This is a genomic window from Anabaena sp. AL09, assembly GCF_001672255.1.
GTDB lineage: Bacteria > Cyanobacteriota > Cyanobacteriia > Cyanobacteriales > Nostocaceae > Dolichospermum > Dolichospermum lemmermannii.
Genome location: NZ_LJOQ01000006.1, coordinates 32,476 through 53,019, shown reverse-complemented (window position 1 = coordinate 53,019; position 20,544 = coordinate 32,476). Strand labels below are relative to the sequence as shown.

The following is a 20,544-nucleotide window of genomic DNA, read 5'->3' as shown; positions in this document are numbered from 1 at the left end:
TTTGGTATTGGCGATAGCGAAGCGCTGCTGCAAGCAGTTCGCTATCTAGAATTTCCCAAATTTTGTATAAAAACTGGACTCCAAGGTATTCAAAAATCCGAAATTACCGATTGTGACACCAGGGGGTGCGGAAGGTGGGATTAAGAGTATGAATATGGCTCACGCAAAGACGCAAAGTCGCAAAGAATTAAAGTTGAAAAGTCCAATTCAGCAATACCGACTTTGAATTTCTATATCTGCATTTGACAAGCTGCTTTTAGCTCATTGACCACAGCATCTTGTTCTTGCTCGTTCATCTGATGAAATAAGGGCAATAGAATAGATTGATCTTGTGCTAATTCACTCTCACGCAATTGATAGCGAAGCGCTCCGTAGGAATCGCAACTTCCTATTTCACGCATATTCTTTTCTTCAGCAACTCCACAAGACCAAGCTTCAATCTGGTATGCAGGTTCACGGTGAGCGCACATAATTCCCCGTCGTGTGCCAATTCCAGCATCTAGCATTGTTTGCATTATTTGGCGTTGGTCATACTGTGGAGATAAGCGAACGCAGTAACTTTGCCAATTGCTTTTCGCCCAGGTTGGCTCTGTTGGTAATTTTAATCCTGGTATATCTGCCAACTGATGATAATATCGTTGTGCTAAATAACGACGGCGTTCTAGAATTTCCGGTAGGCGTTTGAGTTGTTCCCGTCCGACTGCTGCCTGAATATCAGTCATGCGGTAGTTGTAACCCAACATGGGATAGGACTCGAAAATCACCTGTTTAGCCCCGTGACGCACAGTATCAGGGACACTCATGCCATGTTGTCGCCAGAGGCGAAATTGTTGATCCCATTCGGGATTATTAGTGGTAATCATCCCCCCGTCACCTGTGGTAATTACTTTGCGAGGATGAAAGGAAAAGCAAGCAATATCTCCGTGAGGTCTACCGATTTTCTCCCATTGTCCATCCCAGAGAATCTCACTACCAATGGCACAAGCTGCATCTTCAATCACTGGTAAATTGTAACGCTGGGCAATATCTAAGATAGCTTTGAGGTCGCAAGGCATTCCCATTTGGTGAACGATGAGAATAGCACGGGTGCGTTCATTAATCGTATCTTCAATTAACACCGGGTTGATGTTATATGTCTGTGGTTCAATATCCACAAAGACTGGAATCGCGCCACAATAACGAATACTATTAGCAGTGGCAATATAAGAGTGACTGACGGTAATCACTTCATCTTCTGGCTGGACACTTACTGCTAAAAGTGCTAAGTGCAATGCTGTAGTGCAATTAGAAACAGCACAAGCATATTTTGCCCCTACATAAGCCGCAAATTCCTGTTCAAATCCGGCAACTTCCGGTCCTTGAGTCACCCAACCGGACATGATAGCGCGTCTGGCTGCTTCCGCTTCTGGTTCGCCAATCCAAGGTTTAGCAATGGGGATATTCTGCATTTTTATGGCTTGCATCACGCTATCGCTATTAGACATGGCTCGTTTCCTTTGTCAGCTTTTGTTTATGCCACCAAGTAACCAAGCGAGATAACCCTGCTTCTAGAGATACCTGGGACTCAAAGTTCAATAACTGCTTGGCTTTGCTCACATCTGCCAGTCGGCGCTGCACGGCGTTAACTTTACGTTCTGGTTTATATTCTGGTTGGAGATCAGAACCCATCACTTTCAGTAAACTATGGGCTAAATCATTTAAACTAGTTTCTACACCACTGGCAATATTGAACACTTCATCTGTGATATTAGCTTTAGCAGCCAAGATGTTAGCTCTAGCTATATCTTCGATATACACAAAATCCATTGTTTGCTCACCATTACCAAAAATTAGTGGTGGTTGTCCGGCAATAATTCGCTCCATCCAGCGAATCAATACTTCAGTGTAAACACCGTAAATATCCATGCGGGGTCCATAAACATTGAAGTAGCGTAATCCTACATAATTCAGTCCATACATTTCATTAAAGCTGCGGAATAAACCCTCATTAAAGGTTTTCGCTGCACCGTAGATGGTGCGGTTATTGTAGGGATGATCAGATTCAGTTGTGGGGAAATTATCTGCCATGCCATATACTGACGCTGAAGAAGCTGCGACTACCTTTTTTACTCCGGCTGTAACTGCTGCTTCGAGAACATTGAAAGTACCATCTGCGAGAACTTCCAATGCTAGACGGGGTTCTTCCGCACATTGGGTAATCCGAATAGCAGCTTGATGAAAGACTATATCCACACCTTGCATGATATCAGTAAGGAGTTGGCGATCGCGGATATCTCCGTCAACAATCACTAACGGACCATTTGCCTGTGTCCAAGCTAAGTTATCACGACATCCGCGGGTAAAGTTATCGAGGACAATAATTTCCGATACTCCCTCTTTTACCAGTAAATCGGCAATATGAGAGCCAACTAAACCAGCACCACCTGTAATTAAAATTCGTTTATTTTGCATATTCTATGTTCTCCGATGGTTCATATCCTTCTCGCCAGCGTAAAAACTGAGCAGGAACACCAGCGACAATGGCAAAGGGTGGTACATCCTTAGTCACAACTGCTCCAGCACCAACAATGCTGCCTTTACCAATTGTGACTCCAGGCAGAATCACCGCATTCATGCCAATATCTGCGCCTGTTTCCACTTTTACTGATTTGATTTCCAAGTCTGTTTTAATAATGGGAAGATCAATTGGTAAGCCAGTATGAGTTGAACCCAATACTTTTGCACCAGGACCCCATCCTACGTAATCTTCAATAATCAAGTTCCGAGCATCAAAATAACTCTGTGGTCCAATCCAAACATAATTACCGATGATGCACTTACCATCAAACCGCCCCTGGAGGTAGGTTTGTGAACCAATAAATACCTGATTGCCAATCTCAAAAGTTTCTAAATGCTTAAAACCTACGCTACTGCCAATATGCACACCATGTCCAAATTTACAGGCTATTGCCCGGCAAATAATTCGCCGCATCAAGAAATTAAAATCACTCTCGCCTAAAGTAAAACGAGTGTACAATTCCATTAAATCCTGATGGCTATATTGATGGCGGAAAGACGCTGCCATTTCTAGTTCAAATTCTGGATCTAGTTTTAAGTCTTGAGAACCATGTACAGCTTGGACTATCCTACTTTTCACTAGTTCAATCACGGTATCCTCTCACGACTGCACTAACAGTTTCTATTTGGACTGGAGATAGTTCTGCAAACATAGGCAGTGAAAGCACTTCCTTAGCTGCTAATTCTGAGTGGGGAAAATCACCTGCCTTATATCCTAAATCTGCGTAAGCTGGTTGCAAATGCACGGGAATCGGGTAGTGAATGCCTGTCTGAATTTGCTGCTCATGTAACCGCTGTTGTAGTAAGTCTCTTTCAGCCAATCGCACGGCATAAATATGGTAAACGTGATGGCTGTATGGCATAACAGTAGGAGTGATCACGTCTGCCTTTGCTAGTAGTTGATCATACTGGGCGGCGATCGCTCTCCTAGCCTCTGTCCAATCATCTAAATGGCGTAATTTAACCCGCAAGATTGCTCCTTGCAAGCCATCCATGCGATAGTTATAACCCTTGAGAACATGATGATACTTGCGTTCTTGTCCCCAGTCACGCAGCGTTTGCATAGTGAGGGCGTATTTGGGGTTATTGGTGACTACCATGCCGCCCTCACCATACGCTCCCAAGTTCTTTCCTGGATAAAAGCTAAAACAACCTAAATCGCCAATACTACCAACTCGTTGCCCCTTATACTCAGCCCTGTGTGCCTGGGCGGCATCCTCAATTACAGTCAGACCATAACGACGAGCAATGTCTAAAATTGGCTCCATATCTGCTGGTTGACCATAGAGATGCACTGGCAAAATTGCTTTCGTGCGTTCGGTGATGGCTGCTTCAATTTGGGTGACATCTATAGTCAAGGAAACAGGGTCAATATCTACAAAAACCGCCTTAGCTCCTGTATAGTCAATGGCGGCTACGGTAGCTACAAAGGTGAAAGGTGTGGTAATTACTTCATCACCAGGACCAATACCCGCTGCCAGTAGGGCTAGGTGCAAAGCACTCGTACCTGTGTTTACGGCAATGCCATAATCGGCACTACAATAATTAGCAAACTCCTGTTCTAATGCTGCTACCTCATTCCCTAAGATAAATTGTGTACTCTCCAGGACTTGAGAGATAGCGGTATGGATTTCGTCTTTAATACTCAAATACTGTGATTTCAGGTCTATAAATGGAATCATCCTGCTACCTCTGCTAAGTTCAGTTCAATTAATCGTCCCTGCTCCTTGATGGATTGGGTAGCAGCTTCGAGAATTCTTACTACCCGTAATCCTGCTTCTCCATCTGTGATGGGACGATTACCTTGGCGAATACAATCAATAAAATGTAATGCCTCTGTTTGCAATGCTTCCGTCATATCCAACTTAGGAGACCACATATCACCGGTGCGATAGCCGACGAGCATTTGGTAAACGTTCTCAGGACTGCCATTCACAGTAATTCCTTTGTCGTACACCTTAATTTTTTCACTGGGTTCTAAATCGTCATAACAAACCATCTTTTGACTACCACCCAGTATTGTCCGCCGTACTTTTACTGGTGCGAGCCAATTGACATGAATATGTGCAATTAAGTTATTCTCAAAAAATAAGGTTAAGTAGGCAATGTTTTCTGGTTCACTAGAAATGTGACTCATCCCTGTAGCAGATACAGCATAAGGCTTTGATGGCAACACATAATCCATGATTGAGAGGTCATGAACTGCCAAATCCCAGATCACATTGACATCATGCTGGAATAATCCCAAGTTAACACGGACAGAATCATAATAATAGATATCACCTATAGCCTTTGTTGCTACCAGTTCCTGCATTTTTCGCACTGCACCTGTGTACACAAAGGTGTGATCTACCATCAGCACTAAATTACGCTTTTGAGCCTCATCTATTAGTCTGATTGCCTGTTGGGAGGAAACAGTCATTGGTTTTTCGACTAATACGTGTTTCCCGGCTTGCAAAGCTGCTAGAGCTAAGTCGTAATGAGTAGAAACTGGTGTAGCAATGGCGATCGCATCAATTGCTGAATCGGCAAATATATCTTGGCTATTTGTGGTGAGTTTGATGGCTGGATATCGAGATTGCACCTTTGCCAATCTATCTACTTGAAAATCACTAACTGCAATGACTTCCGCCCCTGGTAAATCGGCAAAGCTGCGGACTAAATTTGGACCCCAGTAACCATAACCGATAACACCAATTTTGATGGTATTAATTGCCTGGGTTTGCTTATTAATAGAGATGTTTACACTATCTGAATAAATTTTTTTCTCAAAAGTCTGAGGGGAATGAGCATGAGTATTTGTCATGGAATTGCCAGTATACAAGTAGTGAATTTTAGAAAACTTGATTTGTAGAGAACAATGGAGATGACAGAATAGTTGACCAACAATTTCTAAAGATTACTAAAAGCAATTTTTTCAACAATACCTTCGCCAGTTTTAATGACTAAAGTAATCACCGTTAAAACGTGATTTCCTGTGATAATTTATCTTTGAAAAAACCAGGAAGTTAAATGAGACTTTCCAGATGCAATATGTTGTAAAGTAACATTGTTGTATGGCTTATTGTAGACAAATTGGCAAAACTTATGTAGGTGATCAATTTGGTCAAGATATTGCTGAAAAACCCGGTTTGAATATCTTAAAAACCTGAAATATTACCTAATTGAGCTTAACAAGCTACTATTGACAGATTCACCCATAATAGGAACACTACCTATGACCCTAGCAGGGACTCCAACCACAGTTGCATAATCAGGAACATCACGAGTGACTACTGCTCCAGCGCCAATTATGGCATTTTTGCCAATTGTGATTCCTGCGAGAATTGTAGCATTGCTACCAATAGAAGCACGGCTCCTCACCAATGTCTTAATTACAGACCAATCGGCTTCAGTTTTTAGACTACTATCTTCATTCGTAGCGCGAGGGTAAATATCATTGGTAAACATGACTCCGTGACCAATAAACACTTCATCTTCAATGATCACGCCTTCACAAATAAAACTGTGTGATGAAACTTTACATTTAGCTCCAACTATGGCATTTTTCTGGATTTCAACAAAGCTGCCAATTTTGGTTTCATCACCAACTTCACAACCATAAAGGTTGACAAGATGAGGATGAAAAATCTGAACACCTTCACCTATTCTCACATTGTCATGTATAGCCATTTTTGTCTACCTTTATATCATTAAAATTCACATTCTTAGAATTCAGTAGATACATCTTATAATTCAAGTTCTCATTTTTGTGGCAACTTTATTCTCATGGAGTGATGTATCTGAATTGAAAAACTCAGGATTAAAAAAATTAAACGATACTTAACTTTAAAAGTCAATATCTAATTTCCAGTTTTACATTAACTTTACACAATCTTTGCAGTTTTTGACTCAAACCATGATGATTACGGTTGAATTATAAATATTTCAAAAAGATATAACTTATTTATTGACAAAGTGATAAATAATATATTTGCCAAATTGAAAGCTTCAAGATATTTGCCAAATTGTCCACTTTAACCCATGAAACAGTGTTACATTACAACTTAATTAACTGTTTAAGTTGTTGAAGTCAAATCATGTCCAAATATTCTGATTATTTTATCAATACCTGCGCCATTTTTTTGTGGGTTAGGTGTTGCTTTGCTCAACCAATAAATTAAGGCTTTTTTGAATTTAGCAAAGATATTGAATTAAATTAGAAATTATCTAAGGTTTGAGATGATAAAAAAACGCTATTCTCAGCAAAATCTAGCTCAAATAAATGGACAGCAACGTCAATCTAAGCCTTTGATTTACACAACTCCATCTGAAGAAGGTAATGAAGGTGGATTGAACTTAGGTGAAGTATTAGCAGTTATTCGTCGCAGAATACCGATAATTATAATTGGCACAACTACCATTGCGGCTGCGGCGATAGGATTGGCTTTGACTAGCACTCCCACTTATGTCGGTAAATTTGAACTTTTAACTGAGCCGATAACCGCTGAAGATAAAGTTGCACGAGACGATAGATCAAAAATAGATGAGACTGCTAATAAAATTGATGAAACTAAGTTGAAGATTTTACAAAGTCCTAAATTGATGTCTCCTCTCACTGAAAAAGTGCAAAAGTATTACCCAGGTAGCAGCGCACCTCAACTTAATATCAAACTCCTACCCAATACTAAAATTTTAGAAGTTAGTTATCAAGATACCAACCCTAAAAAAGTTTTGTTTGTATTAAATCAAGCATCTGAATCATACTTAAAATATAGTTTAGATGAACGCCAAACAGAAACTAAATTAGCAATTAATTTTGTGGAGAAGCAATTGCCGCAACTATTACGGAATGTGGAAACTCTCCAATTAAAACTACAAAACTTCCGTCAAAAATATGGTATTATTAATGCTGAAATTCAAGGACAGCAACTTGCTAATCAATTTGATCAAATTGTCCAAAAACGGGTAGATAATGAAATACAATTGGCTAGAACTCAAGCACTTTATAATAGTCTCCAAGAACAGTTGCAATTAAAAAGTCATGAAGCAGAGGCTATTTCAGCCTTGAGTGAGTCTCCTGATTATCAGAAGTTATTGAGCCAACTTCAAGATATAGAAGCTACAATCGCCATAAAATCATCTCAATATACAGAAAATAGCCCAAATATTCAAACCCTGCTCATTCAAAAACAAAATTTATTGGATTTAATTATCAGGGAAAAATTGCAGATTTTGGGAATGAAATTTGCCAATACAACTATGAATTCTTTGTATTCAGCCCCACCAAATTCGGCTCGTTTGCGAGAAATTCAAAAATTCCTCGATGCAACTAAGCAAATTCAATTATTAAAAACCCAAATCCAATTTCTTAGTCAAATTGAAAGTTCTTTACAAGAGCAGGTTAGACAGTTTCCGGCTATTATTCGTGAAAAAGATGATTTAGAACGACAATTAAAAATTGCTGTTGATAACCTCAATCACTTTTTAACTGAACGGGAAAGATTACGTATAGATTCAGCCCAAAAGCAGATACCTTGGCAGATACTTACTCCTCCTAGTCAGCCGGAGAATCTTGCACCGAGTACCATCCGAAATTTAATTTTAGGAATAGCTTTGGGGTCATTATTAAGTACGGGATTTGCCTTATTTATAGACAAGCTTAATAACGTCTTTTATAATATTGAAGAGGTTAAAGACAAAACTAAACTACCAATATTAGGGAACATTCCTCATATTAAGTTTGCTAAAAGTGGTCAGCCTTTTCAAAACCATAATACCTCCCACTTTTGGGAATCTTTTCGCTCTGTTTACACAAATATTTCTCTGCTCAATGGTGATAATAATATCCGCTCTCTAGCAATTATTTCAGGGGATGCTGGAGATGGCAAATCAACAATTGCTTTTTACTTAGCTCAGACAGCAGCAGCTATGGGTAAACGGGTGTTACTGGTGGATGCAAATCTGCGTAATCCTAGTATTCATAAAATGTTGGACTTACCGAATAAAGAAGGATTAAGCAACATTATTGCTGAAGGTTTGAATTTTGAAAATGTTATCCATAAAAACATTAGCGGTATCAGAGAAAAAAATTATGACCCTAAGAAAAGAACTGTAAAAAATACAGGAAAATTATCTTTAGAGCATAATTTGTCTATCTTAACTACTGGTCAAATTACCACAAATCCGACAATTTTACTTTCATCACCTCAGATCCAAGATTTGACAGAACAATTTAAGCAAAATTTTGACTTAATTATCTATGATACATCACATCTATTAGGTTTTGCAGATACTAGTATCCTGATGAAGCATACAGATGTAAGTATTTTAGCCATAAAAATAGGTGAAACAAAATGTTCTATTTTAAGCAAAGTATTAGAACAATTAAATTTCTCTTTTACTCCTATTTTGGGAGCAATTACTATTGATTCATAAGCATAAAATGCGAAATTTCTATTACTAGAGAATAACTCGCATAATTGTCTAATAGCCTTGATTTTTTAAACATTCTGTGCAGATTTTTGTGAACACAAGAATATCAAAAATATATGCTAACCGTAAACAAACAAAGTCAAATTCAAGATGTCAGTCCATATCTCAACCTGGAAACTCCAACAATTGATATAATTGGCTCTCCTGTGACTGCGTTACCTTTTGAGGTACAAATAAACATCATTTTAGAATGGGCTATGAGCAAAGTCAGCAAAGTTATTTGCGTAGCTAATACTCATATGCTAGTAGAATCTTATTGGCATTCTGAATTTTCCTCTGTTTTAAAGAATGCAGATATTGTTACTCCCGATGGTATGCCGCTGGTATGGATGCTAAAACTAATGGGTGCAGGTACTCAAAACCGCGTTGCTGGTTTGGACATTCTGTTATCTTTATGCAAATTAGCCCCACTCAGAGACATTCCTCTTTTTTTCCTAGGTGCTGATACAGTAACTCTAGAGAAGATGCGAAAGAACTTAATGGATCTTTTTCCGAACCTGAAAATTGCTGGTATGGAGCCTTTACCATTTCGTCCACTCACATCTACAGAGGATGAAGCTATGATCAAAAGAATTCATGATAGTGGTGCAGCCATAGTTTTATTGGCTTTAGGATGTCCAAAACAAGAGTTGTGGATGAATCAACATAAAGATAAAATTCAGGCTGTAATGATTGGTTTAGGGGGAGCATTTCCTGTTTTTGCTCAGAGTCAGAAAAGAGCGCCCTATTGGATTCGTCATTTAGGTGGGGAGTGGTTATATCGTCTGACTCAAGAACCATCCAGACTATTTAAAAGATATATGACAACTATCCCAGCTTTTATCTGGTTAGCTTGCAAGCAAATCTTGAATTTGACTCTACTTCAATACTTAAGGTTATAGCCACAGCTTGGTCGTGCAGAAAACTCCTGAAACACCTATAAATAAAGGATTATTACCGAAACTCTTGTAGTGCGGGCATCTTGCCCGCTATATACGCTATATATATATCCCAACATAACACCGGAAAGTGCTGTATTTATTTCATTCATTTCTCTTCCCTAGGGAGGATGCTAAATGATTATTAGCTAATTTGAGACAAAAATATATTCCTGGGGGCAGATGACTTTGTATATCCTTTCGTAGTTGAATGCAAAAGAGACTAAATTTCGTAAAATCAGGTAAATAACTCATAATTTACCTATTTATCAAATCTCACAACCTCCAAATATACACAAATATTAATTGACAATAGCGCAATTTTATGTTTCTACGTTCAAATTTCAGGGTGGCTCAATTAAAAAGCAATATAAACAACAATTATTTGTTTTATGCAACTAAGTTGAAAGTATTTAATTTTTATTGATAAAATTAAAATTATTCAATATTAAATGCGAATCTGCCCAAGATTAATTACTAATTGAGATAATAGCAATTATCAAGATTGTATTAACTCTTCGCTATAATTTTATCTTTCCTATTGCTCAGTTTATATATAAAATTTGTTCGTGAATCGGTACAGATTTTAGTAATGGCTAAAAACACCAAAATCTAGTGATTGGAATAATTATGTACGCAACAAAAAAAATTATCGTCATTGACAATGAAGTTGTGAATCGCAATTTTGTTTTAGATTATCTTCAGGCTAAGGGCTATCATGGGATAGGTGCAGAAAATGGTATTATTGGACTGCAATTAATCAAAGAATATTTACCTGACTTGGTAATTTGTGAGATGGTAATGCCAGACATGGATGGTTATACTGTATTAAGGAATCTACGGGAGGATAGATTAACGGCAATTATTCCTTTTATTTTTCTAACTGCTATTAATACAAAGGCATCTTTGCGAAAAGCAATGGAATTCGGAGCAGATGATTATTTAACTAAACCTGCAACAACTGATGAGTTATTGCGAGCAATCGCAATTAGATTACAAAAACAGGATCTTTTTAGATATTGGTATGCTACTAATTTTCCTCAAGTCACATTAGCAGAATTACCGAATACACCAGTAAATTCTCAGTCAATTTTTCCGAATATTCCCCATTTGAAAAAGGTTTTTGATTATATTGAAGCTAATTATCAAGAAGGAATTACTTTATCGGATGTTGCTGAAGCTGTTGGTTATTCTTCTGCATATTTAACTAATCAAGTTGCTAAACAAACAGGATATCCCATAAATGTTTGGATTATCAAAAGACGAATGGTAGCAGCCTTACCTTTACTGAAAAATACTAATCAAACAATTGAGGAAATTTCTACAAATCTTGGTTATCAAAGTGCTTGTCATTTCTCCCGACAGTTTCGCCAATATAATCATACATCTCCCACAGATTGGCGCAAAAAAAATCAGTTAAATTCAGGTTTGAAAAATACTAACTTGCAATTTATCAAAAATCGCTCACAATTAGTTAAACCTGTAGCTGTCGGGAGGAATTAAGTGAGGAGTTAGAGAAGAAAGCAGGAAGAAGAAAATAACTTCCTATTCCCTATTAGCTAAAACTAACTACTTTTAGGATTGCTTAATTTTTGGATAAAAAGTTGTACTGATAAGGCTAATAAACCTAATGCAACTAATCCAAATATGCCCGCACCCAAGGCTACTATACCTACTACTAGGGTACGGACGGCGGCAGCGATATTGATGACGGTTTGGTTATCAGAATGGGTGGGTTTATTGGCAAAGGTAGTAGCGATCGCTATCATGAGAGAATAGGTAATAAAGGCAAATCCACCCGAAATTGTAGCTCCAGTTATACAGCGTAATGGAGTTGCTTGTACTTGAGTAGAACTATCTGCTGATGACGTTTCTTTTGGTTGATTCATAATAAATTAGGCGATTTTAATTCCATGTTTAATTGTCCGCGTTACAAACAATTCTAAATCCTCATTAGGAATAGCTTCACGTATTCGCTGCTTGACTATTTCTGCTTGAGTTTGAGATTCAACAATGGCAAAGACTGAAGGGCCAGAACCTGACATCATTGTCCCTAAAACCCCTGGTTGACTGGCGAATAATTCCCGCAGTTGCAATACTTGGGGATAAGCTGGTAAGACAACCTTCTCCAAATCATTATGTAGTTCTTGGACAATTTTTTCGGTATTTTTATTCAAGATAGCTTTTACCATGCCTTCTGAATGAAAAGCACTAGCACGAGCCGCTAAACCTTCTGAATCTTGAATATAATTAATCCCAAATTGTTCTCGATAGGTTTTATATGCCCAAGGTGTGGAAACTTCTAAACTGCGATATTTGGCTAATACGATATGTAAATTATCCAAACTTTGTAAAGGAGCGAGTTTTTCACCTCTACCCGTAGCAATTGCCGTTCCTCCAGCAATACAAAATGGCACATCTGAACCGAGATTTGCGCCTAATTCTTCTAGTTCTGATTGAGTTAATCCCAAGTTCCAAAGTAAATCTATTCCTACTAACACCGCTGCGGCATTGGTAGAACCTCCCGCTAAACCAGCAGCAACAGGAATATGCTTTTTAATGGTAATATCAACACCCCCAAAATTACTAAAAGCATTGGGAAATTCCTTAGCCATTAATTCCGCAGCTTTATAAACTAGGTTAGTTTTATCTGTGGGTACTTGGGGATGATCACAGTAGACGCGGATATTATTTGTACTGGCAGGGTGAATATCAATTTGATCAGATAAATCTATACTTTGGAGAATCATTGCTAATTCATGATAGCCGTCGGGACGACTACCAATAATTTCCAAATACAAATTGATTTTGGCAGGTGTAATTAAACTGTAAGAACGCATAACGGTTATAAAAGCAGGGAACAGGGAACAGGGAACAGGGAACAGTAAAGACAACTATTCAGCATTTCCTATCATATTTACCAGTGATACCCATTGGGCAACTCCGAGGTCTTCAGCGCGGACTTGGGGATTTATTTCTAATTGTTCCAGTAATTGCGTCAATTGATCACGGTCAATTACCGATTGTAAATTATTTCTTAACATTTTTCGCTTTGACCCAAATCCCAATTTAACTAGAGTTTCCAGCTTCTTGGGGTCATGGGCTGGAATTTCTATTTGTTTAGGAAGTAACCGTACCACAGCGGAATCTACCTTTGGTGGTGGCACAAATGCCGCAGCGGGAACTGTACAAATTAACTCACAATCTGCTAAATATTGTACCCGCACCGATAACGCCCCAAAAGTTCTCGAACCGGGTTTAGCATATAATCTTTCTGCTACTTCTTTTTGTACTAATAAAACGATAGAATCAAAAGGTTCTGGATTGGGATGAGAAATAGTCCCCAGTAACTTTTCAATAATTGGCCCAGTAATATTATAGGGAATATTAGCAACAACTTTATTTTGCTTTTGGAAACTAGGAAATGCTGTTAATTGGGATAGTAAATCAAGAGTCAGAAAATCGCCTTGCAGAAGTAAGAAATTTTCTTTTTCCCCCAATTGTTTAGCTAGTAATTTGCACAAATCCCGGTCAATTTCCACTGCCAGTAAAGATTTTACTAGCGGTAATAAACGCCGAGTGAGAATTCCTGTACCGGGGCCAATTTCTAAAACTTTATCAGTTTCCTGGCAATTAGCCGCTTGGACAATTGAGTTGAGAGCTTTATCACTTTTTAACCAATGTTGAGCAAACTGTTTACGGGGTTGAATCATTTTGTTAAAAAATATGGCTTTAAAAAAGTATCATATTGTTAGGCGTTTTATGTGTTTTATTTTGTTGACATAAACTTCTTGCCGATAACCTAACTTGTCAAAAATTCATTCTAGTCACAGGACAGATAAAAACATGAATAAATTCTTTTCAACTCTCACTTTAACAACAGGTACAGCTTTAACTCTCATATTAATGGGAATAGCTCCCTCTCAATTTGCCAGTATAATTCCCATGAGTAGCGAACCAGTTTTAGCACAAACATCTATTGATCTAACGACTTTGCGTAGCACTTCTTTATCTAAACATAACAGTTATCGAGCTACTCACCGTAGTCCTAACATGACTATTAGTAGTTCTGCTAACAACACTGCTCAAGCCTGGGCGCAATACCTAGCAACCAATGGATTGTTTCAACACAGCACCTCTGGACAACGGAACAATGCTGGAGAAAACTTGTATGTTTACTACACTACTGGTCCTTCAATAGCCGCAAATACTCTAGCTGATACAGCAGTTAAGTCATGGTACGATGAAGTCAAATTATATAACTATAATAGTCCAGGGTTTTCCTCGGCTACTGGGCATTTTACCCAGGTTGTGTGGAAAAGTAGTACCCAATTAGGTTGTGGTGCAGCACAAGGCACTAAAACCATGAACGGTACTAAATACAAAGCTTTCTATGTCGTCTGCCATTATGCACCCGCTGGTAACGTCCAAGGGCAGTTTCCCGCTAATGTGTTGAAACCGTAGTCAAAAAGTTAGGAGGGGTACAGGGGAGAAATTTCCGTCTTTCTTGTTCCTTCCTCCTACTGAACTTCTGACTTCTCTTTTTCTATCATTCCCAATTTACCATCTTTCACCAATTTAAATTTTGTCCCTCGCCATTCAATAGTATTACCAAAAAAGCCACAACACCAAATTATAAATCTAACTATATCAGCAACAGGAATTAACCAAAAATACTTTTTAGTAACTGCATCATTAAGAACTTTTACCCCTATTACCCAAGCCATAATTAATCGCATGAGTAAAGTTATGGATACAACCAACAAAGAGAGAATAGAACCACCACTAGTTATTAATAATAGTAAACTAGAAACTGTGCCAAAAGTAAATATTAATCCTGCATAACCCCCAGGACGAGAAACGCGAATACAACGCGCCCAACGAATTTGGCGATTGATAGAATCTAATAAACTACTATGTCCTAATCCGTGTTCTACTATATAGTTAGATAAAACTACTTTATCCCCGGCTTGAGTTGGTAAATAACCGAGTTGATAGTCGTCTGCTAAATAATCAGCTACAGCAGCAAAACCGCCAATTTTTGCTAATGTGGTTTTGCGAATGACAATGGTTGAACCCAAAGCAAATTTTATCCCTTCTAATTGTTTACTAACCAAAATACCGGGTTGAAAATCTGTGGCTGTACAAATAGCTTCTAAAATAGTAGCTATTCCTTGGGCTGTGGAACGATATAAACAGGTAACAACACCAACTTTTTCATCTTTTAGCGGTTGAATAACTGTTTGCAAATAGTCTGAACCGACGAGAATATCACTATCAGCAATTACTAAAATATCATGTTTGGCAGCGGTGACAGCATTAGCTAAGTTACTAATTTTCAAATTTGCACCGATAATATGATCTTTCACCACCAAACTAATATCTATTTCTGGGAATTGTTGAATTAGTTTCTCAACTACTTCTATACTAGGGTCTGTAGAACTGCGGACACTAAAAATAATTTGATATTGGGGATAATTTTGTTGACAAAATGAAGCTAAGTTGGTGTAAGTCCCCTTATCAAAACCACACAGCGGTTTCAGGATAGTGACAGGGGGATGAAATTTCGGGTTTATGGGAGGGGAGTCACGCAAAAAAGCTATCGCTGTATAAACCCCATAGGTGTAAAATAAAACGGCTGATAAACAAAAAATTAACATCAGGAATAGGAAATCAGGGAGTAAAACAACTGACAACTGACAACTGACAACTGACAATTGACATAATGAATCTAATTTACTTTCTTTTGCGTTCTTCTTGGACAATGGTAGCAATAGCCATTATTACAGGTTTTTTGAGTGGTGGTAGTAGCGCGGGATTAATTGCCCTCATTAGTAGTGCTGCGAGTAAAAGCAATGCTGCACCTCTGACAACTATAGCCTGGGGTTTCGTCGGTTTAGTCACCGTGGCCTTAATTACCGGCGTAATGTCCCAAATCATGTTAATTCGCTTATCTCAAAATGCGGTTTTGCAATTAAGAATGCGGTTAAGTCGGCAAATATTAGCCTCGGAATTAAGTCATTTAGAACAATTAGGAAATCCCCGCTTATTAGCAACTTTAACAGAAGATGTCCAAGCTGTAGCCAATGCTGTCTATGTCATTCCCTTTTTATGTATTGATATGTCCATGGCTTTGGGATGTTTACTATATATAACTTGGCTATCTTGGTTAGTATTTATCATGGTTGTGGTTTTAATGCTAGTCGCTATTGCTAGTTGTAAATGGTTATTAGATAGAGGAGAAAAATTATTAGCTTTAGCCCGTGAAGATCAAGATGCTTTATTTAATAACTTTAGCACTATTACAGCCGGAATCAAAGAACTTAAACTCCACTATCAACGCCGACAATTTTTCCTCAGCAATCGTCTAGAAGCCACAGCCAGCAGATTTAGAAATCATAATGTCCAAGGTTTAACTTTGTTTGCCACAACTACCAGTTGGGGTAAATTAATATTTTTCTTTGCCATTGGTTTTGTCCTCTTTATTTTACCGCATTTATTCGCCATTGATGCCGAAACTTTATCAGGTTATATTCTCACATTTACTTATTTAATGTTGCCCATGGATAATATTTCCAATAATTTACCATTAATTAGTAAAGCCAGTGTTGCTTTACAAAAGATCGAATCTTTGGGTTTATCTTTAGCCAGTCGTGCCGAAGTTGCCACTGCACCGCCCGATTCTCCCACAAATTGGCACAGTTTACAACTTCAAAATATTACTCACACTTATTACACAGATAAAGAAGATAGTAGTTTTATTCTTGGTCCAATTAATCTTACCCTTTATCCCCAAGAATTAGTTTTTATTGTTGGTGGCAATGGTAGCGGTAAATCATCTTTAGCCAAATTAATTACAGGATTATACATTCCTGAAAATGGCGAAATTATTTTAGATGAAAATTTGATTACAGAAAATAACCGTGAATGGTATCGTCAACATTTCTCTGTAGTTTTTTCTGATTTTTATTTATTTGAAGAACTACTAGGATTAGAAAATAATAACTTAGATATCCAAGCGCAAAAATATTTAGAGAAATTGCAACTTGATCATAAAGTCAAAATCGAAAATGGACAACTTTCCACTACAGCCCTTTCTCAAGGACAACGAAAACGCCTCGCATTACTAACAGCATATTTAGAAAATCGGCAAATTTATCTATTTGATGAATGGGCTGCTGATCAAGATCCATTGTTCAAAGATATATTCTATACTCAATTACTGCCAGAATTAAAAGCCCAGGGAAAAACAATTTTAGTAATTAGTCATGATGATCATTATTTTCATTTAGCCGATAGAATTATTAAATTAAACTATGGTAAAATTGAATTTGATAAACTCCCACAAACTTAGAAAATCAGGACTTATACCAATTTTCTATGAAGATGCACATAATCAGACCCCCCTGTAGTCCCCCCTTGCTAAGGGGGGACGGCGAAGCCGGGGGGTAAATTATATGCAACTTTACAAAGAAATGGTATTACACAAAATATCTCTCAAACCCTCTTTTCTCTGCGTCCTCTGCGCCTCTGCGGTTCGTTTTCCCTAATAAATTAAAATTGTGAGGAATTAATCATGACAGAAGCTAAAAACGTACTGGGTACAAAATTAGAAATTTGCTGTACGTCTCCCATGACTGGATTTTATCGTGACGGGTTTTGTACCACAGGTGGACAAGATACGGGAATGCACGTGGTTTGCGCTCAAGTGACAGAGGAATTTTTGCAATATACTAAATCCCAAGGCAATGATTTGAGTACACCTGCACCTTATTTTAGCTTTCCTGGTTTAAAACCCGGTGATTGTTGGTGTTTATGCGCTGCAAGGTGGCAAGAAGCCCTAGAAGATGGTGTAGCACCTCCAGTCGTTTTAGAAGCTACTCATGCTAGGGCGTTAGAAGTTTGTAATCTAGCAGATTTGCAAAAACATCGGGTAATTCGTAATTAGGAAAATGGTTAATAATTATTAGTAAAACCGATAACCCAACTGGGAATTAATTCCCAGTCTAATAGCAAAAGTCATCTAAAGATGACTAAAGAATAGAAAATTGTAAAATTGGGTAGGGGTTTAGCATTGCTAAACCCTTACAGCTATGATCTCAAACTAATAACCTTATTTACCACCGTTGACGATTTCACAGCTTTCTAACAGTTCTTTTAATTCATTCTTGCTATTACTGGCAGATTTAAAACCAACCACACTAGAAATTACACCAATACCGATGTTAAGATGGCTTTGTTCGATTTGACTAGTGTAAAATAAAGCAACACTACCAAAAGTAAAAACTGCTGATACTGTACCGATGGCAATTTTAACTTTATATCCTAACTGAATTTGCCAAATGTACGTATTGAAAGCTTGCTTTTGTTGTTCTAGGGTTAGTTTTGAGTTTTGGGGTTTATTGAATAATGTGAATTTCATAGTTTTTAGCTCCTGATTTTTCGATCTTGTTCATATCCTATGGGTATAAAAATCAAATTTCCAGAGCAGATAAATTATTTTTACTGCCCCATATTTCAGGGCAGATAGGGCATATAATTTCACTAAACTGCCCTGTACAATAAAATTAAAGTTTGTTATATTTAATGAATATCTAAATCTATTAAAAAAACTTAACTTATTGGGGAGTTTGATCTATGAATCGGGGACGAGATACTGTAAAAGCTAGTGATAAGGGAATAGAAAAACTAGAAAAAGCATACAAAGATTTAAAATTTAGAAGTTGGGAGGAAGTTGCAGAACAAACGGGAGTGCATATAGACACTATTAAACGTCTGAGAGGAGCAAAAGATGTTAAAAATGGTGAAAGAGCAAGTGTTGAAAGATCCGCAGTAGAAAAAATTGCTAAAATTTTAAATCTTCAACCCTCAGATATTGTTGATAACTGGTATCCTGTCACTATTCCCACGGAATTTAAAACCTTAATTGAAGATAAAACACAAATATTTTGCGGTCGCCAATTTGTATTTAATGCGATTAACCAATTTATTAAAGATCACAAAAGCGGATATTTTACCATCCTTGGTGATGCGGGAATGGGTAAAAGTGCGATCGCTGCCAAATATATAGTAGATCATCCGGGAACAATTTGCTTTTTTAATATTCGCGCTGAAGGTAGAAATCGTCCCGATGTATTTCTGAAATTAATTCGTCAACAATTAACCCAAAGATTTGATTTACAGAATGTAGAAAATGATGATTTATCAACTTTATTAATTAAAGCTAGTCAAAAATTATCTGATTCTGAAAATTTAGTAATTGTCATTGATGCTTTAGATGAAGTTGATCAAGAAGACAACGGAAATCTATTAAATTTACCGATGTATTTACCGGAAAAGGTTTACTTGATTCTCACCAGAAGACCTTATAATTCAGAAGATAAAAGATTAACTTTTTCCCCCGATACTAAATATCAAGAATTAGATTTGAGGGAATATCAGGATAAAAGTAATGATGATGTAAAAGCCTATATTTTAGAATTTCTCAGTTTAGAAAAATATAAAGCAGGTTTAGAAAATTGGATTAATCAACAAAATGATTTAAGTAAGCCAAAATTTGTAGATACTATCGCTGCTAAAAGTGAAAACAATTTCATGTATTTACGCTATGTGTTAGAAGCAATTGCAGAAGGATTTTATCAAGATGAAAAACTAGAACAATTACCCGCAGGTTTACAGGGATATTATGAGAGTCATTGGCGCATTATGGGTATGACAACTAAACCCTTACCCAAGGATAAAATTAAAATTATTTATGTGATGTGTGCTTTAAAAAGTGCCGTGTCCCGTGAGATGATTGTGAAATATTCCCAGGAAGATGATCTCACGGTGCAGGAAGTTATTAAAAGTTGGACACAGTTTTTACAGGAACAAAAAACTTATCAACCGCCCCGTTATCGCTTTTATCATGAAAGTTTCCGAGATTTTTTACAACGTCAAGATATTGTGGAAGCTGCGGGGGTGAGTTTACCAGAAATCAGCGCGGAAGTTGCTCAAAATATGGCTGAGGGATTAATACTATGAGTAACTTTCGCACTTGGTTTAATGAACAGTCAGAGGAAGCACAAGAACTGTTTTTAGGTAAATATCCCCGGTTATTATTAGAGGGTAACAAATATACAGAACTGTGTCAATTATTATCGAACTACTACTTTATTGAAGCGAAAATTAATCATCCTTTATTTGGAGTGCAAGAACTGATTGAAGATTATGATTTATTAGATAATTCCGAAATCAGGAATAATTCAGAATATGCGGAAACCGTCAAAGCATTAAAATTAATCCAAAGGGCTTTGTTTAGCTTAACACACATAATATTTAAAGATCCAAAACAACTCAAGGGACAGCTATCAGCACGACTAACATATTTCGATCTACCAGAAATTAAAAATTTATTAGCACAAATCGCCACAGATAAAAATATAGGTTTATATAGTTTAATAGGTAGCCTCACACCTCCTGGTGGCGGTGGATTAATTCACACTTTAAAAGGTCATAGTGGCTGGGTAAATGCGATCGCACTCACACCCGATGGAAAAACGGTGATTTCTGGTTCATCTGACAACACTATCAAAATCTGGGATTTGGTAACAGGAAC

19 protein-coding genes are annotated in these 20,544 nt (G+C 37.4%); 8 read left to right on the top strand and 11 right to left on the bottom strand.

Features of this window, described 5'->3' with window-relative positions; genetic code table 11:
• Positions 1–230: 230 nt before the first annotated feature.
• From AN490_RS00895 to AN490_RS00870, 6 genes are all read right to left on the bottom strand, one after another.
• Positions 231–1,484: a DegT/DnrJ/EryC1/StrS aminotransferase family protein gene (locus AN490_RS00895; protein ID WP_299999053.1), complete on the bottom strand. Its 1,254-nt coding sequence runs from the start codon at positions 1,482–1,484 to the stop codon at positions 231–233.
• Positions 1,477–2,451 carry an SDR family NAD(P)-dependent oxidoreductase gene (locus tag AN490_RS00890; protein ID WP_299999051.1) on the bottom strand — a complete coding sequence of 325 codons (975 nt, stop codon included), beginning with the start codon at positions 2,449–2,451 and terminating at the stop codon, positions 1,477–1,479. Before AN490_RS00890 ends, AN490_RS00895 begins: the two co-directional genes overlap by 8 nt.
• Positions 2,441–3,148: an N-acetyltransferase gene (locus AN490_RS00885; RefSeq protein ID WP_299999049.1), complete on the bottom strand. Its 708-nt coding sequence runs from the start codon at positions 3,146–3,148 to the stop codon at positions 2,441–2,443. The genes AN490_RS00890 and AN490_RS00885 overlap by 11 nt, the downstream gene beginning before the upstream one ends.
• Complete coding sequence (locus tag AN490_RS00880) at positions 3,141–4,238, bottom strand: DegT/DnrJ/EryC1/StrS aminotransferase family protein (RefSeq protein ID WP_299999047.1); 1,098 nt, start codon at positions 4,236–4,238, stop codon at positions 3,141–3,143. Before AN490_RS00880 ends, AN490_RS00885 begins: the two co-directional genes overlap by 8 nt.
• Positions 4,235–5,362, bottom strand: a complete 1,128-nt coding sequence (locus AN490_RS00875; RefSeq protein WP_299999044.1) for a Gfo/Idh/MocA family oxidoreductase — start codon at positions 5,360–5,362, stop codon at positions 4,235–4,237. The genes AN490_RS00880 and AN490_RS00875 overlap by 4 nt, the downstream gene beginning before the upstream one ends.
• A 350-nt stretch (positions 5,363–5,712) precedes the next feature.
• The gene (locus AN490_RS00870; RefSeq protein WP_299999042.1) at positions 5,713–6,228 is read right to left on the bottom strand and encodes an acyltransferase; all 516 of its coding nucleotides are present in this window, start codon (positions 6,226–6,228) and stop codon (positions 5,713–5,715) included.
• Between the two features lie 549 nt (positions 6,229–6,777).
• On the opposite strand from AN490_RS00870, the gene AN490_RS00865 reads away from it, so the two are divergent.
• The 3 genes from AN490_RS00865 (at position 6,778) to AN490_RS00855 (ending at position 11,450) form a co-directional block, all read left to right on the top strand.
• Entirely contained in the window at positions 6,778–8,973 is a 2,196-nt protein-coding gene (locus AN490_RS00865) for a tyrosine-protein kinase domain-containing protein (protein WP_299999040.1), read from the top strand.
• Between the two features lie 113 nt (positions 8,974–9,086).
• Positions 9,087–9,911 carry a WecB/TagA/CpsF family glycosyltransferase gene (locus AN490_RS00860; RefSeq protein ID WP_271821205.1) on the top strand — a complete coding sequence of 275 codons (825 nt, stop codon included), beginning with the start codon at positions 9,087–9,089 and terminating at the stop codon, positions 9,909–9,911.
• Positions 9,912–10,577: 666 nt separating this feature from the next.
• Positions 10,578–11,450, top strand: coding sequence for a DNA-binding response regulator (locus tag AN490_RS00855; RefSeq protein ID WP_299999037.1), 873 nt, complete (start codon positions 10,578–10,580; stop codon positions 11,448–11,450).
• Between the two features lie 62 nt (positions 11,451–11,512).
• Here AN490_RS00855 and AN490_RS00850 read toward each other — a convergent pair whose 3' ends face one another.
• From AN490_RS00850 to rsmA, 3 genes are read right to left on the bottom strand one after another with little or no spacing between them, the layout of a single operon-like run.
• Positions 11,513–11,836, bottom strand: a complete 324-nt coding sequence (locus AN490_RS00850; RefSeq protein ID WP_213711548.1) for a DUF3082 domain-containing protein — start codon at positions 11,834–11,836, stop codon at positions 11,513–11,515.
• A 6-nt stretch (positions 11,837–11,842) separates the two neighbouring features.
• The gene (gene ispE / locus AN490_RS00845) at positions 11,843–12,787 is read right to left on the bottom strand and encodes a 4-(cytidine 5'-diphospho)-2-C-methyl-D-erythritol kinase (protein ID WP_148765015.1); all 945 of its coding nucleotides are present in this window, start codon (positions 12,785–12,787) and stop codon (positions 11,843–11,845) included.
• Positions 12,788–12,841: 54 nt separating this feature from the next.
• Entirely contained in the window at positions 12,842–13,660 is an 819-nt protein-coding gene (gene rsmA, locus AN490_RS00840) for a 16S rRNA (adenine(1518)-N(6)/adenine(1519)-N(6))-dimethyltransferase RsmA (protein WP_299999032.1), read from the bottom strand.
• A gap of 133 nt (positions 13,661–13,793) precedes the next feature.
• On the opposite strand from rsmA, the gene AN490_RS00835 reads away from it, so the two are divergent.
• Complete coding sequence (locus AN490_RS00835; RefSeq protein WP_299999030.1) at positions 13,794–14,411, top strand: CAP family protein; 618 nt, start codon at positions 13,794–13,796, stop codon at positions 14,409–14,411.
• A gap of 56 nt (positions 14,412–14,467) precedes the next feature.
• Here AN490_RS00835 and hpnI read toward each other — a convergent pair whose 3' ends face one another.
• Complete coding sequence (gene hpnI / locus AN490_RS00830) at positions 14,468–15,664, bottom strand: bacteriohopanetetrol glucosamine biosynthesis glycosyltransferase HpnI (RefSeq protein ID WP_366925004.1); 1,197 nt, start codon at positions 15,662–15,664, stop codon at positions 14,468–14,470.
• An 8-nt stretch (positions 15,665–15,672) separates the two neighbouring features.
• On the opposite strand from hpnI, the gene AN490_RS00825 reads away from it, so the two are divergent.
• Together AN490_RS00825 and AN490_RS00820 are read left to right on the top strand one after the other, a co-directional pair.
• Complete coding sequence (locus AN490_RS00825; RefSeq protein WP_299999028.1) at positions 15,673–17,301, top strand: cyclic peptide export ABC transporter; 1,629 nt, start codon at positions 15,673–15,675, stop codon at positions 17,299–17,301.
• 222 nt (positions 17,302–17,523) lie between these two features.
• Positions 17,524–17,895 carry a DUF2237 domain-containing protein gene (locus tag AN490_RS00820; RefSeq protein ID WP_168636947.1) on the top strand — a complete coding sequence of 124 codons (372 nt, stop codon included), beginning with the start codon at positions 17,524–17,526 and terminating at the stop codon, positions 17,893–17,895.
• Between the two features lie 165 nt (positions 17,896–18,060).
• Here AN490_RS00820 and AN490_RS00815 read toward each other — a convergent pair whose 3' ends face one another.
• On the bottom strand, positions 18,061–18,369 hold the full coding sequence (locus tag AN490_RS00815; RefSeq protein ID WP_299999025.1) for a hypothetical protein: 309 nt from the start codon (positions 18,367–18,369) through the stop codon (positions 18,061–18,063).
• Positions 18,370–18,584: 215 nt separating this feature from the next.
• Between AN490_RS00815 and AN490_RS00810 the strand changes: the two genes are divergently transcribed.
• The gene (locus tag AN490_RS00810; protein ID WP_299999023.1) at positions 18,585–19,970 is read left to right on the top strand and encodes a hypothetical protein; all 1,386 of its coding nucleotides are present in this window, start codon (positions 18,585–18,587) and stop codon (positions 19,968–19,970) included.
• On the top strand, positions 19,967–20,544 hold a 578-nt coding region (locus AN490_RS00805), incomplete at its 3' end, for a WD40 repeat domain-containing protein (RefSeq protein ID WP_299999021.1). The genes AN490_RS00810 and AN490_RS00805, both read left to right, overlap by 4 nt.

Excerpts from the sequence above, each read along its gene's own strand:
- AN490_RS00895 (WP_299999053.1), bottom strand. The coding sequence starts at position 1,484 with ATGTCTAATAGCGATAGCGTGATGCAAGCCATAAAAATGCAGAATATC.
- AN490_RS00890 (WP_299999051.1), bottom strand. The coding sequence starts at position 2,451 with ATGCAAAATAAACGAATTTTAATTACAGGTGGTGCTGGTTTAGTTGGC.
- AN490_RS00880 (WP_299999047.1), bottom strand. The coding sequence starts at position 4,238 with ATGATTCCATTTATAGACCTGAAATCACAGTATTTGAGTATTAAAGAC.
- AN490_RS00875 (WP_299999044.1), bottom strand. The coding sequence starts at position 5,362 with ATGACAAATACTCATGCTCATTCCCCTCAGACTTTTGAGAAAAAAATT.
- AN490_RS00870 (WP_299999042.1), bottom strand. The coding sequence starts at position 6,228 with ATGGCTATACATGACAATGTGAGAATAGGTGAAGGTGTTCAGATTTTT.
- AN490_RS00865 (WP_299999040.1), top strand. The coding sequence starts at position 6,778 with ATGATAAAAAAACGCTATTCTCAGCAAAATCTAGCTCAAATAAATGGA.
- AN490_RS00860 (WP_271821205.1), top strand. The coding sequence starts at position 9,087 with ATGCTAACCGTAAACAAACAAAGTCAAATTCAAGATGTCAGTCCATAT.
- AN490_RS00855 (WP_299999037.1), top strand. The coding sequence starts at position 10,578 with ATGTACGCAACAAAAAAAATTATCGTCATTGACAATGAAGTTGTGAAT.
- AN490_RS00850 (WP_213711548.1), bottom strand. The coding sequence starts at position 11,836 with ATGAATCAACCAAAAGAAACGTCATCAGCAGATAGTTCTACTCAAGTA.
- ispE (WP_148765015.1), bottom strand. The coding sequence starts at position 12,787 with ATGCGTTCTTACAGTTTAATTACACCTGCCAAAATCAATTTGTATTTG.
- rsmA (WP_299999032.1), bottom strand. The coding sequence starts at position 13,660 with ATGATTCAACCCCGTAAACAGTTTGCTCAACATTGGTTAAAAAGTGAT.
- AN490_RS00835 (WP_299999030.1), top strand. The coding sequence starts at position 13,794 with ATGAATAAATTCTTTTCAACTCTCACTTTAACAACAGGTACAGCTTTA.
- AN490_RS00825 (WP_299999028.1), top strand. The coding sequence starts at position 15,673 with ATGAATCTAATTTACTTTCTTTTGCGTTCTTCTTGGACAATGGTAGCA.
- AN490_RS00820 (WP_168636947.1), top strand. The coding sequence starts at position 17,524 with ATGACAGAAGCTAAAAACGTACTGGGTACAAAATTAGAAATTTGCTGT.
- AN490_RS00815 (WP_299999025.1), bottom strand. The coding sequence starts at position 18,369 with ATGAAATTCACATTATTCAATAAACCCCAAAACTCAAAACTAACCCTA.
- AN490_RS00810 (WP_299999023.1), top strand. The coding sequence starts at position 18,585 with ATGAATCGGGGACGAGATACTGTAAAAGCTAGTGATAAGGGAATAGAA.